Raw genomic sequence first — 15,690 nt, forward strand, 5'->3', positions numbered from 1 at the left:
TCCTTTCAATTATTAGATAATATTGCATTAACTTTAACAATCTCATTAAAATATTCATCTCGTGTTAGACCATGTCGATTTAAAATTTTATCGATCTTACCATCTTTCATATATAACATTTTAGTTGAATACGATGCAACAAATGCATCGTGAGTCACCATAATAATTGTTGTTTGAGAATCATGGTTGATTTTCGAAAATAATTCCATCAATTCTCTAGAATTATTACTATCAAGATTACCAGTTGGTTCATCAGCAATAATTATTTCAGGTTTACTAATTAGGGCTCTTGCAATTGCCGCTCGCTGCTGTTGCCCACCAGAGCACTCATATACATGTTTATCGAGTATGTCCTTAATACCTAAAATCTGTGTAACCTGCTCTAAATTTTCCTGCCATTCTTTTTCACCGATACTATTTATAATTAACGGAAAAAGAATATTTTCACGAATCGTTAAAGAATAAAGTAAATTATAATTTTGAAAAATAAAACCTAACTTTTTCTTTCTAAATTTTGCCTTTGCTGCCCCACTCATCCCAACAATACTTGCACCTGAAATATTAACAATTCCTGAAGTTGCTTTATCAATTGTTGATAAAATATTTACTAAGGTCGTTTTTCCAGAACCAGAAGGCCCCATAATACAAACAAATTCATTATTTTTAATTTCAAAACTAAGATCATCTAAAGCAATTTTTGGTGAAGGACCTAGTTCATCATATATTTTCTTTAAATTTTTAACTTCAAGCATAATATTTGTCATTTTTAATTTCCTCCTTTCTTTCATATAGAATAATCATTTCTGCTAACATATAAGGAATTAGATATTCAGCCATAATAATAAAAGTTGTCATTATTCCCATTCCCTGATTAAAATAAAAGACAATAAAAATATTAAAAATATAAATTATTGACAATATCCAAAGATGACGAAAATAATATTTTATTTCCTGCATATAAACAAAATCAATTTCTGCTCTTGCAAAGCCAAGTTGATAGATGGCATGAAAGTGTTCTCTTCTTTGTATATGATCAATTTTAAAACGATTTATAAGCGTCAAACTCAATAATATATTGGTAATAACAAATGCAAGATGCATCTCAAAATTGAACAAACTATTATCAGTAGTCCCACAAATGAATGGCACGATTCCGATCATTGCTACCATTAAGATTAAAATAAAAGATTTTGACTGTTGCATAATCAAACTTACATCTTCTTTAATTAATAGGTCTTTTGCCGTTTTGCAGTACTTTAAAGCATTTCTATTATAGTGATGTGGTAAATAATGCCGAAACACTCCATAGGCACCGACTGCCCCAAAAAATGAAAATAAGATATATCCACCAACTTGATTATTTCCAGTATACATACATATTAAGCCAAATATATAAATAAGAGGATAAATCCCATCCGGCGGTTTTATTGCACGAGTATCTTTTTTATAACTAATTATATTATGATTTTCAAGTAATTCTGTTATTCCAGTACGCATAATAAAACCACTATTAAATAACATAATTACCAATATCATCGCTAAAATTACTGCTAATCCCTGCATCAAAGCATCAAAACTAAGGACAAAAATATTTGCATCAACACTTAAAATTTCATATATCACCATTTTAACAATTGGACTTATTCCCAAAAAAACTATAATTCCAATCATTGAAGAAAAAAGGACAATACATAATACTTGAACCAAACTGTATATAGTTCGTTTAAAAAAGCTTAGCCCTGATAAGACAGTTAACCCCATTTCTCTAGATTTAAGTCTAATAAAATAATTGCTTGAATATACCATTAAAACGACACACATAAAGATCATAAAAAACGTTAATAACGCATTATATAAAAATTGAATATTTAAAAAATCTAAATTACCACTAATCTCTGGTAATTTTAAAATTTCCATAAATAATAAACAAACAGTTACTGTTGAAGCTATACAAATACATAAATCAACAGCACTCTTTTTTTCTAACTTTAATAAGTGCAATGCCATTTTAATCATCTTTACAATCTCCTCTTTTTATTAACTTTGTAAAACACTTATTAATACTTTTGCTAGCTCTTTTGAATATCTCAGTATATGGTGTTTTTAAAGCTTTAAATTGTTCATTTACAAGTTTATCAATACTATGCTCATTATCCTTTAATTCTTTTAATGGATAAATATAACTCTCTTTCATAATTGAAATATAATTCTCACGAGGATTATCTAAATTATATTCTTGGGACCAACTGCTAAAATGTTTATTTAAATATTTATTTAACATTACTGGATCATTTCTATCTCGATAAATTCTAATAAGACCTAATGGATCATTGATCGGAACAGATAATGAAACTATATAATTAAATAGATTATTTATCTGACTATTATTCATTATTTGAAAAGAATACGTATCACTAGTAGTATGAATATCAAGATCAACATAATAATTCAAAAAGAAATATGCCTTACCATCACACCCCTTTGAACTACACATCGATAAATCAATCTGCATAATGTCATTACAATTAATTTTCACTTCATTAAAACAAAATTCATTTTGATTAATCAACAGACCCTCGTATTCATGATTTATAGAATTATCAAAAATAACCTCTACTTTATGCCGTTGTATATATGCTTTAATTTTTTCATCAATATCTTTTAACTCAATTTGTAATTGTTCAATATACTCCTGTTTTCTTTCAAGTACATATCTAATTGAAAGTTCACTATTCATTATTAGTTTTATCTCATCAATGGATATTTCCATTGAACGTAATAGTAAGACCATTTTTAATGTATCAAGATCTTTAGATGAATAATTCCGATAATTATTTGCATCTCTTTGACAAACAACTAAGCCTTCTTTTTCATAATAAATTAGTGTTTGTTTAGTTATGCCAAAAATTACTTCAACCTCGTGTGTTGTCATAATAAAACCTCCCTTCTACCTAACATTTAACACTATATACTAAGAATACAGTCAAGGATTATTTATCAAACAACTCAATTAATTGCTTTTTAAAACTATTTCCAATTGGTAATATAGAACCATCTACCAGTTCTACGCAATTTGCAGCGATTTTAATAACAGCATGAAGATTAACAGCATAAGATTTATGGATTTGAATAAAATTTTCATTTTTCATTTGGCAGACAAACTCGCTTATATTTTTTCTTTCAATATATTCACCACTATTAGCATGAATATGAATGTAATGTCTAAAGGATTCAACATAATTAATTGAACTTATTCTTACTTTAGAAATAGTTCCGCTATTTTGAATTTGATAAGTTTTAAATCTTTTTACCATGACATCACCAAGCTGACTCATGAGATTATCAATATCTTCTATAAATTTATTGGTTCGAATATAATTAAAGGCTTCTAACTCATAACCTTTTTTTATTAGCTCTAAATCTTCTAAACCAATCAATACGATGATTTGCTGATAATCCTCTAAACGAATCCTCTTTAAATTTTCAATTTCAGCAATATTTTTAATTTCCATCATATAAACATCATAATTAACTGCTTCTTGGTAATCCATGATTTGTAGATCATCACATAACTTAAGCAGTTCTATTTTTAAGATATTTTTGATATCTTGATTTTTTATTGCCATTGCGATCCTAATCATGATGAACCCCGCTTTCAATTTCATCGATATATTGAGATACCATACGTTTAGGATTAGCAATAACTTCTAATAAATTATATGGATCATTAAGCGTTATTCCAAGAGACTCAATATGTTTACAAGCCATTACAAACTTTTGTGATTCTCTTGTATAAAGTGCTTCTAGTTCTACAGTAGTACCATCTTTCATTGTAATTGTAAAAGTTATAGGATGCCCAATTAAACCAAAAGGAAATATTGGAACATCATGCCAACCTAAATCAATCCTATCCATCTGTTGAACTTTTAAAGCGAGGAAATAGCTATTTTGCTGTTTAGGAAGATAAAAAGCTTTGATTCTAGCTGTAAATTTCCTAAACGAACTATATTTAAATACCTCTTCATCGATACTCCACCACATTCCAGAGCTATAAATTATTGGACCAGCAATAAAAAAATTAATAATTAAAATAACAAGGCCTAAAAAAATTCCATTGACGATTGAAGCATGGTATTGAACTTCAAATACAATCAACATTGTCGCAAATGGTACCCATATCAACATATTGACAATAGCTAAAATCCTTCGCGGTTTTCCGATTACATATTTTTTCACGTCCATCTCCTCCTAATTTTATTTTATCTAATTATTATTAAAATGATATACTTATGGCACGTATTGAGATTTACTGGCACAAAAAAAGATTAATGATTCTGCTCATTAATCTTTAATACGATTTTTTCGATATTCTAGGAAATCATTAAAGAACATCCGAATTACACAAATTAACGGAACTCCTAAAAACATTCCCAAGAATCCAAAGAGACTCCCAAATATGGTAATTGAGCAAATAATCCAAAATGGTGATATTCCTACACTATCGCCTAAAATGCGCGGTCCTAAAATCAAGCCATCAAACTGCTGTAACGCAAAAATGAAAAGAGCAGTCCAGATTGCTGGCATTATCCCATTTGTTAATAATACGATAAAAACTACGGGCACCCCACCTATGAATGGTCCAAAATAAGGAATCATGTTGGTAATAAAAACAACAAAAGCTAATAATGGGAAAAACGGTAAGCCCATCAGTCCAAATCCGACTAGTGCAATCAATCCAATAATGACTGAATCAATGAATTTCCCATAAATAAAATTACCAAAAATACGATGTGATTTAATCGCATAACCATGAATTAAATTCAAATTTTCTTGACTAATAAAACAAAGCATAAAACGATCAAAAATACGTGCAAGTTTTTCTGCTTCAATCAAAATATATGGACAAAAGATCAAGCCCATCAAAATAGTTAATAACGTACTCCCCGTTTTACCTGCAAAAGCAATTACTTCCATAAAATCATTTGCGCTAAGACTTTTGATAGAATCAACAAAAGTCTGCTCCACCTGGATAATCGTTCCAGCTAAATTAGGATCTTCAAAAGAACTATTTATCGATGCTTCAAAACTCTTAACATATGTATCAATATTTTTAGCAAATTCTACTGCATAATCCATAACCATAGGAATTAACCAGGTCAACAACAAAATAATCATTAAAATTACTGCCAAGCTCACTAATAAAACACTTAATACACGTCTATGCTTTTTCAAAAATGAGCTTTGACAGTTTTCAAACAGTTTAGTCACCATCTGTACTAACGGCTCTAAAAAATAGGCTAGTACCCCACCTATAATAATCGGGAAGCACGCATTTAATAATACCGAAAACCATGATGGTTCAAATACTTTATAAACAACTATTAACAAAATTCCGATTATTAACAGTCCACTATATTGTTTTAATTTATCTTTTTGCATTTATAATTCTCCTTAGATAGTTATCCTAATTATACCATAATTATGCAGGCATTTCCCCTTTTTATTCCACTTATCCAAAAGTTGCTCTATATACGACAACGTCATTACTTCATAAACCTCTTTACTAACTAGATCATATAAATGGAAATCATCATTAATAACAACTAAAGTTAGACCGTATTCACTTAATTTTTCCAAAATAAAACCCTCCTCAATGCAGTTTATGCATTAAAAGAGGGAATATTACTCATATACATGATCAAACTTAAAGAAAGCATTACACCGCCAAATACATCACTAAAATAATGGACTCCCAAATATATACGACTTAATGTCACAAATAATATAATTATTATACATCCGCTGATCAACAACTTGCGATATTTCAACTTACTATGATACAAATAATAAATAAATAATCCATATAGACAAGTTATTGCCATTGCATGTCCACTAGGAAAACTATAATTAGTTTCGTTGACTAAATGCACAACACTTGGTCGAGGCCGCTTAACAATAAACTTTATAATTCGATTAAGCAGCTGCTGGATAAATGACGCTGCTAAGCAAACTAGAGCAATTCTTTTACTGATTATAAATGCAACACAGATTGCTCCAATAATCCCGATAAAACTTCCTAGATGAGTTACCATAATTACAATTGGTGTTACTCTTTCATTAATCAGTATTTGCAGCAATTGATAAACAAAATTATCGATTGGTTTAATTATTCCAGTCATAATTAGAAAATAATCAAGGATAAACAAAGCTAATGGGATTAAAAAAAACCACTGTTTATAATTCTTTTTTAACTTTAACGCCATTTTCTTTAACTATAAATGCTGGTACCCCAACAACTGTACAATTATCAGGGACATCCTTTAACACAACTGTTTGAGCTCCAATAATACTATTATTACCAATCGTAACATCACCAATAACCTTTGCTCCTGCTGAAACCATGACATTATTCAATAACGTTGGATGGCGCTTTACTTTGTGTTCACCAGTTCCAACTCCACCTAAAGTAACACCTTGATATAAAACACAATCATCACCTATGATCGTTGTTTCACCAATAACTACCCCCATACCATGATCAATAAATAAACGCTTTCCAATAGTTGCCCCAGGATGAATTTCGATTCCCGTAAAAAATCTTGCAATTTGGCTAAACATCCGTGCTAAAAATTTTAAATGTAATTTCTTCCACAAAAAACTATTGATCCGATAACAAAACATTGCATGTACCCCAGGATAATTAATAATCACATTTAAGGCATATCTCGCAGCCGGATCCGTCTCTAGTACTTTTTTTATTAAACTCCTATTTTCCATACTCTCACTCCTTCTAGTTAATATATCGATAAATCATCAATAATGCAACTAATATATATTATATTTATGAAATTTTTTATTTTTTTTCTAGGCAAAAATTAAACAGAACTCATCCCCCATGAGTTCTGTTTAAACGTTATTAGATACTATTATAGTGTGTATCTTTCTTCCCCTACATAAATCATTAATTGATTTATAAATAGATTATAGCTTCTATAAGAAAAATGTCAATATAAATATTGAAAAAATCTAATTTTTTTATTATTTTTTAGTATATTCATAAACTATAAAGTGAAAATCATAAATTTGTATACAATTATACACTATTCAAATAAAAAACTGCTATTAAGCAGTTTTTAAATTCCATATAGTTTTAAAATAACATTATAAGCTTTATCAATAATATTTTTAGATAAACGACCTTCAATCGAGAATAAGCGTCCATATGTAGTTTTTCGAAGTTCCTTGTATAATTTAGGCTTGGTATATTTTAAATAACTCCACAAATCATCTTTATCTTGAATACTCTCAGGTGAACCATCATGAGATAAAAGAGCACAAGTTATCAAAGTAATCATTGATAGATACTTGATCATATAATGACGTTGCTTACGAGAGCGCAGTGTATAAATATCATAATAATCAATATATTCACGTGCTGTATCTAATAATGCAGGAATAAAAATATCGTTATTAATAACATTTTCAAATGGATTACGGCCAAAACAGTATAAAGGCATGTCGATATAGCAAAATGATCTAATATATGGAAGAGGAGCGTAGGCAAACATCTCCATATAAAAAGTTGCATTTAGAGGAAAATTATCAATCACTTCTTTAATAATCTTAGTTTTTATAATTAATGCCGGTGTTAATAAATATTGCTGTTTTTTAAAATGTTTTATTTCATGCCAGCCAAAAATTTTATCACTTGGCAAAAGCGAACGATAGCTTACTTTGCGTGGTCTTTTTCCATAACAACAAAAATAATCGGTTACTAAAACATCCAGATTTGCTTGTACTCGAATAATATCTTTTAATGTTTCAATGACCCGTACTAAAGATGCCTGATCAAACCAGTCATAACTATTCAAGAGTTTAAAATATAATCCGGTGGTATACTGATAAGCACATTTAATATCATCGATATTTTCAGTATTTTTAATAACTTTAAAAGTATCAGGGTATTCATTTTGATATTCCATTGCTACTTCATAAGTTTCATCAGTTGAATTTTTATCAATAATAATAACTTCTAGTTCATCTTTTAATAATAAACAGGAACCCAATGCTTTGTGCATATACTCGATTGCGTTGTAACAAGGAATACAGATAGTTAATAACTTCATAATAGCCTCCATTTATATTCTTAGTTATATCTTAGCATATTTATGGCATAATATATAGTTGATATTGCATTTGGGACGATTTTATGGTATTTTATTTAAGTATACGTTAAAGGAGAATTGCTATGTATTTCGTAATAAATTGTTTTATTAGTGCAGTATGTATTATTTCTTTAATTTTATTCACTGAAGTCTTTCCTAAATGGACTAAATTATTAGTTGGTGCCGTACAAGTTGTTACAACTTCTTATGCTATTGCTATTCTAATTAAAAAAATCGGTGAATGGACTTCGGTATGGTCAGGAGATTATAAATACATTAATAGTAATTTCTTATGGATCCTACCTATCGTTGCTGTAATTACTATTGCAGTTGCGTACATCTGTAATAAAAAATCAAAAAAAGCAGCAAAATAAAAACATGAATTCAAATTCATGTTTTTATTTTATACCTTTTTCTTTAGCAATTGCATCTAATGTTGCTGCCATCCGAGTTAATGCTTCGATAACTTGTTGATCATCACGATAAACACCTAATACAATACGTAGATGTCCTGCTCCACCGGGTCCATAATTAATTCCATCATTAACCGCCACTTTAGCTTCACTAATAAGACGCTTACAAATCGCACTACTATCGCCTAAAGCGCTAACATCAACCCAGGCTAAGAAACCAGAGGCTGGCAATTCCATTGAAACCCCAGGTACTGTATTTAAAATATTGTAAGCTTGATGACGACGAATATCGTAAGCGCGGTTGAATTCATCCATAAATTCAGGATGCTTAAAAGCTTCAATTGCAGCAATTTGACTAACAGTATTAGTTGCCCCAATCACACTTACCGCACAACCATACATCACATCCATAATTACATCACTTGCCATAATATAGCCAACTCGATAACCGCTTAATCCCATCCCTTTAGAAATTGAACAAACGGTAACTGTATGTTCAAACATACCATCTAAAGCCATCGGTGCAATAAACTCATTTTCAAATGTAAAATCTTCAAAAGCCTGATCACAAACAAGTACTAAATCATGTTTTAAAACCACTTCCCTAATTGCCATAAGACTTTCATGATTATAGACTGTTGTAGTCGGATTATTAGGATGAGTTAAAACAATCATCTTAGTCTTGTTACTAACTAGTGATTCTAATGCTTGTTGATTAATTTGATAATCTTCAGCTTCATTTAATTCAAGAACTACCGGCGTAGCCTGCATCATTGTAATATTTTGCATATTATTAGGATAACTTGGACAAGGAATGATTACTTCATCACCCTTTTCCAAGAAAGGATACATTGCAAAGAATAAAGCACTATCACTTCCAGGCGTAATAATTACGTTTCTAGCCGGATTTAAATCTACCCCATACATTTTCTTGGCTTTTTGACAAATCATTGCCCTAAGCTCCATATTTCCCGTTGGAGCAGTGTAATGCGCTGCTACAGGAGATTTTATTGCTTCAAGTGTTTTTTCCATAATATGCTCAGGAATTGAAAAGTCAGGCATAAAAGGATCGGCCCATCCCATTAATGCTACTCCATTTTCAGCTAATTTAGCAAAACTATCACCAACATCCGCTTTTTCTACCTCGCTGAATAGCCCGCCTTCAAACCCTAAAAACTCTTTTTTCATTCTATTTTTCATCTTAGTACCTACTTAATAAAATAAATATTTTTACGTCCCGGATGTAAATAAATTAATCCATCTCGAGTAAATGCTACTGTTTCTTCAGTATAGAAATAATAATCTTGGCCAAAAGCTTTGCTCTTTGTATTTAATTCAAGTGCATATGTTGTATCATATGACATTAACACATCACCTTTAACAGGAATTGCTTTTTGATTATTCCATAAACCAATCGTTGTCCCTGGCCCATGACCATAAATATTACATGGATGAGAATATAATACAGCTTCAATTCCTTCATCTTTACCTTGTTTCAAAGAATCTATCAAAACATCATTACCACTTTTACCATCAGCCATGTTTTCAGCCACAATGTCTTGAAAACGATCATTAACCTTCATTCCATCAAGCAATTCCTGTGGAATACTCTCTTCATCATCTTTAGCAATATAAGCCAATCTTTGAGTATCCGTACAAATATTCAAATATTTAATTCCAAAATCACAATGTAATAAATCACCTTTTTCAATTACACCAAAATATCGGGGATTATCTAAACCAGGTCGTTGTAAATCAACAGTTGGTTCAAACCAATAATCTAATCCTAGATCTTTAACACGCTGCATCATCAACCATTGTAAGTCCTCACAAGTAGTAACCCCTGGAATAATACTTTTTGAACTAAAAGCTTCTTCAATCACAGAAAAAGCAACCTCCATAACTTCTGGATGTAATTCTAATTCTAATGGAGTACGCAACTCCATCAGCTTAATTGCCAACATATCATTACGTACGATTCGTTCAGCATATTCTGGAGCCATTTTTGCTGTAATCATTTCATATAACCCCTGTGTCAATCCATCACTAAAAGCAAAATTATTTGAAACATTGACTGCAATTGTTTGTGGATCATATTCTTTGCATAAACGATTTAAACAAGCCATTTGATCTTCATTATTAAAATCAGTCCAATAACTTGTATAATATGGCGCTAATTCCTCACTTGGCATACAGAGAGAAAAACGATGTATATTATCCCCCTCTTTAACAAAAGCAAACAATGAAATTCTTCGTGCAGTTGGATAATTAGCTGGTGTAATTGCATGAAATAATGGATCTTCATTATATTCTTTAGAAGCACTGATCCACATATCAACATCATATTCTTTCATTACTTTAGGTAAAATAAGTTCTAATCGTTCTTTCAAACAAGCATCTTTAATTTGATATTGTTCTTTTACTGATCTAATCTCTTTCATAGTTTCCTCCTAGAAAAATAAGGTACACAAAGTGTACCCTATTTTATTTCTTATTTTTCAACTTTAGCATAAGCTAATTGATAATGTCCTTCTGGTGAATGAGTTACACCTGTTACTTTAGAAGACATTAAGTATGGTTCAGCATATCCAAATAATGGAATTACATAATGTTGTTCACCAACTAAATAGTTTTCTGCAGCATGTAAAGCATTCATACGTTCAGTTTTATCATCAATTGCATTAGCAGCAGCTACTAATTCTTCGTATTTAGCATCATCTACTATGTTACCTGGAGTAGTTGAACCAATATACATTGATAAATAAGCCATTGGATCGATGAAGTCAGCAGTCATGGCATGACGACAGATTTCGAAATCACCTTTGTCACGAGCATCAAAGAATGCTTCACCTTCAGTTGCACTTAAAGTAAGATCAATATAAGCTTCTTTCATAGATGCTTGCATTGCTTGAGCAACGTTTTTATGCATAGTGTTATCATTGTAAGTATATGTTAATTTTAACATATTACTTTCACTATAACCTTTAGAAGTCATGATAGCTTTTGCTTCATCTAAGTTATAAGTAGCTAATTTTTCTACAGCATCTTGTTCTTCACGGAAGTCACCAGTTGCTCCAGGAATACCTTTTGGAATTAATCCATTTAATTCATAAGCATTGTCACCATATCCTAATGCTTTTAAAACATTAGCACGGTTAATTGATAATCCGATTGCATTACGGATATCAGCATCTTTTAATTCTTCTCTTGTATTTTCATCACCAGCATTGATTAATACGTAGTAGTTACATACAAAAGGATCGATTTTCCAAGATTGTTTCTTTAATTCATCCTTGCTATTGATAGTATCAATGTTACAAGAAGTAGCGAAATCTAAATCACCTTTTTCAAACGCACTAGTTTGTGCATCCATATCTGACATTACTTTAAAAGAAATAGAATTTAAAGTAACATTTTTAGCATCATAATATTCATCATTTTTTTCTAATAACACTTCATCTTTAGTGTTTACAGAAGTTACTTTGAATGCTCCATTGTAAGGAACATCAGAATTGTTACCCCAAGAAGATTTTGTAATATCTTCAGCATTTTCTTTCAAATAATCTTCTCTAACTGGATAGAATACAGTGTTAGTTAATAAAGAAGTAAAGTAAGCACATTTAGATTTTAACTTAATTTGAATAGTTGTATCATCTAAAGCAGTTGCTCCAAAGTCTTTTAATTCATCCATAGTAGTATAAGGAGTGTCAGTTTCTTTACCTGTTTTCTTATCCTTTACCATATGAGAAGTACCATCAATATATTGCCAAATAAATTGTGTGTAGTAACCACCAGTAGTTACCGCACGTTTCCAAGCATATACGAAGTCAGAAGCTTTTACTTTTTCTCCATCGCTCCATTTAGTATCCCCAGAAATCTTAATTGTGTAAGTAAGACCATCTTCACTAATTTCAGGCATATCAGTTGCTAAATTAGTAATTACATTACCATCAGTATCAAGTGTATATAAACCTTGATAAACTTGCGCTAAAATGTTAGCAGTTACTGAATCATCAACGATTGCAGGATCTAAGTCAGCAGTGTCTTTTCCTACTGCAACTCGTAAATCGGCTTCACTTCCGCCACCACAACCTGTTAAACAAGTTAGAGCCATTAAGAAGCTAAGACCATAAGCTAATAGTTTTTTCATGTTTTTTCCCCTTTCAACTATTTCTCATATAAGAAACATGCCACTTGACGATTTCCAACTGTTTTTAAAGCTGGTTTCTCTTGTGCACATCTCTCAGTTGCCTTTGGACAGCGTGTCCTGAAGACGCATCCACTAGGCGGATTTATCGGACTTGGAAGCTCACCTTCCAATACGATACGTTTTTTGTTGCGTGCTACCTTAGGATCCGGAATAGGTACCGAAGATAACAGCGCTTGAGTATATGGATGAAGTGGCTCATGATAAATATCATCAGCATCCCCAATTTCAACCATATTTCCCAAATACATTACCCCAATACGATCAGAAATATGTTTAACCATACTTAAATCGTGGGCGATAAATAAATATGCAATTCCCATTTCATTTTGAATCTTTTCAAGTAAATTGATAACCTGTGCTTGAATCGAAACATCCAAAGCTGAAATCGGTTCATCACATACAATAAACTTTGGATTTAATGCAAGGGTTCTCGCAATTCCAATTCTTTGTCTTTGTCCTCCTGAGAACTCATGAGGATAACGACGAATGTGATCTGGTTTCAAACCAACGATTTCTAATAATTCACGAACTCTTTTTTCGCGTTCTTCTTTTGTATCATAAACCCCATGAATATCCATTGGTTCACGAATAATTTCCCCAACAGTCATTCGTGGATTTAAACTTGCATATGGATCTTGAAAAATCATCTGCATATCACGACGGAACTCTTTTAATTTAGCTCCTTTAATTTTTGTAATATCTTCACCTTCAAAAATGACTTGCCCTTCTGTTGGATCATAAATTTTAACCAAAGCACGTCCAGTAGTACTTTTACCACATCCAGATTCTCCAACTAAGCCAAAAGTTTCACCAGGAGCAATCTCAAAATCCACTCCATCAACTGCTTTTACAACTTGTTTTTTAGCTAAGAATCCACCAGATACTGGGAAATGAACTTTAAGTCCTTTTACTTTTAAAATTGGTTCACTCATTGTCTATTCCCCTTTCCTTTTCAAATATGGATTATTTAACCAGCATGAGCTGCAGTGAGTACTTGAAAAATTACGATACTCATCCATGTGATCAACACAAATATTCATTGCGTTTTCACAACGATCAAGGAATGGACATCCTTCTGAAATATTTAATAAATCAGGTGGTGATCCAGGGATCGGATGTAATTCTTTTTTCTCTAAATCTTCAGGATTGGCAATACATGAAAGTAATCCTTTTGTATATGGATGTTGTGGATTATAGAAAATTTCATCAGTAGTTCCAGTTTCTACAATTTTACCACCATACATAATAGCAATACGATCACAAATACTAGCAACTACTCCTAAATCATGAGTAATCATGATAATACTTGAATCGATTTCATCTTTTAAACTTCCAATCAAATCTAATACTTGCGCCTGGATTGTAACATCTAACGCTGTTGTAGGTTCATCAGCAATGATTACTTTTGGATCACACGCTAAAGCGATTGCAATGATGATTCTTTGACGCATCCCACCAGAGAATTGATGAGGATATTGACGAATTCGATCTTCTGGTGAAGGAATTCCTACTTTACGCATTAAATCAATCGCTTTATCACGTGCTTCTTTTTTTGAAATTTTTGGATTATGATTAATAATCGGTTCAATTAATTGAGTCTCAATTCTTAATGTCGGATTTAAGAAAGTCATTGGATCTTGGAAGATCATTGCCATATCATTACCACGAATTCGATCCATTGTTTCTTCATATTTTTTACGACTATCAAAATGAGTCGGTGCTATTTCTTCACCATCAATTTTAATTGACCCATTAGTTACACTACCATTTCCAGCTAGTAATCCCATAATTGAGAACATTGTTTGTGATTTACCTGAACCAGATTCACCAACAACACCTAACACTTCGCCCTTATCTACATAAAATGATACATCACGAACAGCTTTAACTGTTCCATTTTCGGTACTAAATTCAGTAGTAAGGTCATTTACTTCTAACATCTTCATTCTATAATTCCCCTCCTACTTCTTCTTAGGGTCAAGGGCATCCCCTAAACCATCACCAATAAAGTTTAAAGCTAACATAGTTAAACAGATTGCTAAAATTGGCCATACAACCTGTAATGGCTGTGAACTGATCATCGCCCGTGCATCATTAGCTAAAGTCCCCCAGCTGGCTTGTGGAGCTGATAAACCGATACCTAAGAATCCTAATGTTGCTTCATAGAAAATTGCACTTGGAACTAACATTGTAAATGAAACAATAATTGGTCCCATACTATTTATAATCAAGTGTTTTAATAAAATTCTTTTTTTGCTAGCTCCTAAAACAAAGGCTGCTAATGAGAATTCTTGTTCTTTTAAAGTCATTACTTGAGCCCGTACTTGTCGAGCCATCCCCATCCATGAGGAAATACAGATCCCAATTATGATCGACTGGAAATTTGAACCCAATACAACTGTAATCATAATTAAGTATAACATATCTGGGATAGAATATAAGGCATCAACGATACGCATCATAATCATATCGACTTTTCCGCCAGCATATCCAGCGATAGCCCCATAAGTAACCCCAACACATAAAGAAATAATTGCGGCTGAGAATCCAACTGCAAGTGAGATCCGCCCACCGTACATAATCCTAACCAGTACATCACGACCAAAGCGGTCAGTACCAAAGATATGATCCATTGATGGACCAGCGAAAGTATTAGCCATATTTTGTCCATCATAAGTGTATGATGAGAAAATTGGCACAAAGATACATCCAATTGCCATTACCAATAAAAAGCATAACCCAATCAATGCTAATTTATTTTTCTTGAAACGATTCCAAGCATCTGCAATATATGTTTTACTTTCGTAAGCGATTTTTTCGCTATTCTTTTTCGAATCATCTAACTTCTCAAACATTTCTGGAGTAAGTTCGATGTTCATTACCTTATTTTCTTCCATCTTGC

General features: G+C 31.6%; 17 protein-coding genes. 1 reads left to right on the top strand and 16 read right to left on the bottom strand.

Translation table 11 applies throughout. From position 1 onward, the window contains the following. Positions 1-5 precede the first annotated feature (5 nt). From KTF99_RS13755 to KTF99_RS13800, 10 genes are all read right to left on the bottom strand, one after another. A complete protein-coding gene (locus KTF99_RS13755) occupies positions 6-764 on the bottom strand; it encodes an ABC transporter ATP-binding protein (RefSeq protein WP_008792041.1) in 759 nt (252 codons plus the stop codon). Beyond that, on the bottom strand, positions 745-2,016 hold the full coding sequence (locus KTF99_RS13760; protein WP_217215612.1) for a hypothetical protein: 1,272 nt from the start codon (positions 2,014-2,016) through the stop codon (positions 745-747). Before KTF99_RS13760 ends, KTF99_RS13755 begins: the two co-directional genes overlap by 20 nt. Next, complete coding sequence (locus KTF99_RS13765) at positions 2,009-2,932, bottom strand: MerR family transcriptional regulator (RefSeq protein WP_003534807.1); 924 nt, start codon at positions 2,930-2,932, stop codon at positions 2,009-2,011. Before KTF99_RS13765 ends, KTF99_RS13760 begins: the two co-directional genes overlap by 8 nt. Before the next feature lie 58 nt (positions 2,933-2,990). After that, positions 2,991-3,641 carry a LytR/AlgR family response regulator transcription factor gene (locus KTF99_RS13770; protein ID WP_003534809.1) on the bottom strand — a complete coding sequence of 217 codons (651 nt, stop codon included), beginning with the start codon at positions 3,639-3,641 and terminating at the stop codon, positions 2,991-2,993. Beyond that, positions 3,634-4,242: a hypothetical protein gene (locus KTF99_RS13775; protein ID WP_003534812.1), complete on the bottom strand. Its 609-nt coding sequence runs from the start codon at positions 4,240-4,242 to the stop codon at positions 3,634-3,636. The genes KTF99_RS13770 and KTF99_RS13775 overlap by 8 nt, the downstream gene beginning before the upstream one ends. 99 nt (positions 4,243-4,341) lie before the next feature. Beyond that, positions 4,342-5,439 carry an AI-2E family transporter gene (locus KTF99_RS13780; RefSeq protein ID WP_008792046.1) on the bottom strand — a complete coding sequence of 366 codons (1,098 nt, stop codon included), beginning with the start codon at positions 5,437-5,439 and terminating at the stop codon, positions 4,342-4,344. Positions 5,440-5,451: 12 nt separating this feature from the next. Then, entirely contained in the window at positions 5,452-5,637 is a 186-nt protein-coding gene (locus KTF99_RS13785; RefSeq protein WP_009008816.1) for a hypothetical protein, read from the bottom strand. 23 nt (positions 5,638-5,660) lie between these two features. Continuing rightward, positions 5,661-6,263, bottom strand: coding sequence for a phosphatase PAP2 family protein (locus tag KTF99_RS13790; RefSeq protein WP_009008815.1), 603 nt, complete (start codon positions 6,261-6,263; stop codon positions 5,661-5,663). Further along, entirely contained in the window at positions 6,235-6,777 is a 543-nt protein-coding gene (gene epsC / locus KTF99_RS13795; RefSeq protein ID WP_003534820.1) for a serine O-acetyltransferase EpsC, read from the bottom strand. The genes KTF99_RS13790 and epsC overlap by 29 nt, the downstream gene beginning before the upstream one ends. Before the next feature lie 356 nt (positions 6,778-7,133). After that, entirely contained in the window at positions 7,134-8,126 is a 993-nt protein-coding gene (locus tag KTF99_RS13800) for a glycosyltransferase family 2 protein (RefSeq protein WP_008792048.1), read from the bottom strand. A gap of 122 nt (positions 8,127-8,248) precedes the next feature. Here KTF99_RS13800 and KTF99_RS13805 point away from each other — a divergent pair, with 122 nt between their 5' ends. After that, complete coding sequence (locus KTF99_RS13805; RefSeq protein ID WP_003534824.1) at positions 8,249-8,539, top strand: hypothetical protein; 291 nt, start codon at positions 8,249-8,251, stop codon at positions 8,537-8,539. 24 nt (positions 8,540-8,563) lie between these two features. Here KTF99_RS13805 and KTF99_RS13810 read toward each other — a convergent pair whose 3' ends face one another. Genes KTF99_RS13810 through KTF99_RS13835 form a run of 6 tightly spaced genes read right to left on the bottom strand, consistent with a single transcriptional unit; the run spans position 8,564 to position 15,685 of the window. Then, the gene (locus KTF99_RS13810; RefSeq protein ID WP_003534826.1) at positions 8,564-9,778 is read right to left on the bottom strand and encodes a pyridoxal phosphate-dependent aminotransferase; all 1,215 of its coding nucleotides are present in this window, start codon (positions 9,776-9,778) and stop codon (positions 8,564-8,566) included. A gap of 8 nt (positions 9,779-9,786) precedes the next feature. Then, a complete protein-coding gene (locus tag KTF99_RS13815) occupies positions 9,787-11,019 on the bottom strand; it encodes a M24 family metallopeptidase (protein WP_009299621.1) in 1,233 nt (410 codons plus the stop codon). A 50-nt stretch (positions 11,020-11,069) separates the two neighbouring features. Continuing rightward, complete coding sequence (locus KTF99_RS13820) at positions 11,070-12,728, bottom strand: peptide ABC transporter substrate-binding protein (protein WP_029481610.1); 1,659 nt, start codon at positions 12,726-12,728, stop codon at positions 11,070-11,072. A 17-nt stretch (positions 12,729-12,745) separates the two neighbouring features. After that, complete coding sequence (locus KTF99_RS13825; protein ID WP_003534833.1) at positions 12,746-13,720, bottom strand: ABC transporter ATP-binding protein; 975 nt, start codon at positions 13,718-13,720, stop codon at positions 12,746-12,748. 3 nt (positions 13,721-13,723) lie between these two features. Then, a complete protein-coding gene (locus KTF99_RS13830; protein WP_003534834.1) occupies positions 13,724-14,734 on the bottom strand; it encodes an ABC transporter ATP-binding protein in 1,011 nt (336 codons plus the stop codon). 15 nt (positions 14,735-14,749) lie between these two features. After that, positions 14,750-15,685: an ABC transporter permease gene (locus tag KTF99_RS13835; RefSeq protein ID WP_003534835.1), complete on the bottom strand. Its 936-nt coding sequence runs from the start codon at positions 15,683-15,685 to the stop codon at positions 14,750-14,752. Positions 15,686-15,690: the final 5 nt, after the last annotated feature.

The sequence above is a fragment of the Erysipelatoclostridium sp. MSK.7.34 genome (assembly GCF_019041935.1).
Taxonomy (GTDB): Bacteria; Bacillota_I; Bacilli_A; order Erysipelotrichales; family Coprobacillaceae; genus Thomasclavelia; species Thomasclavelia ramosa.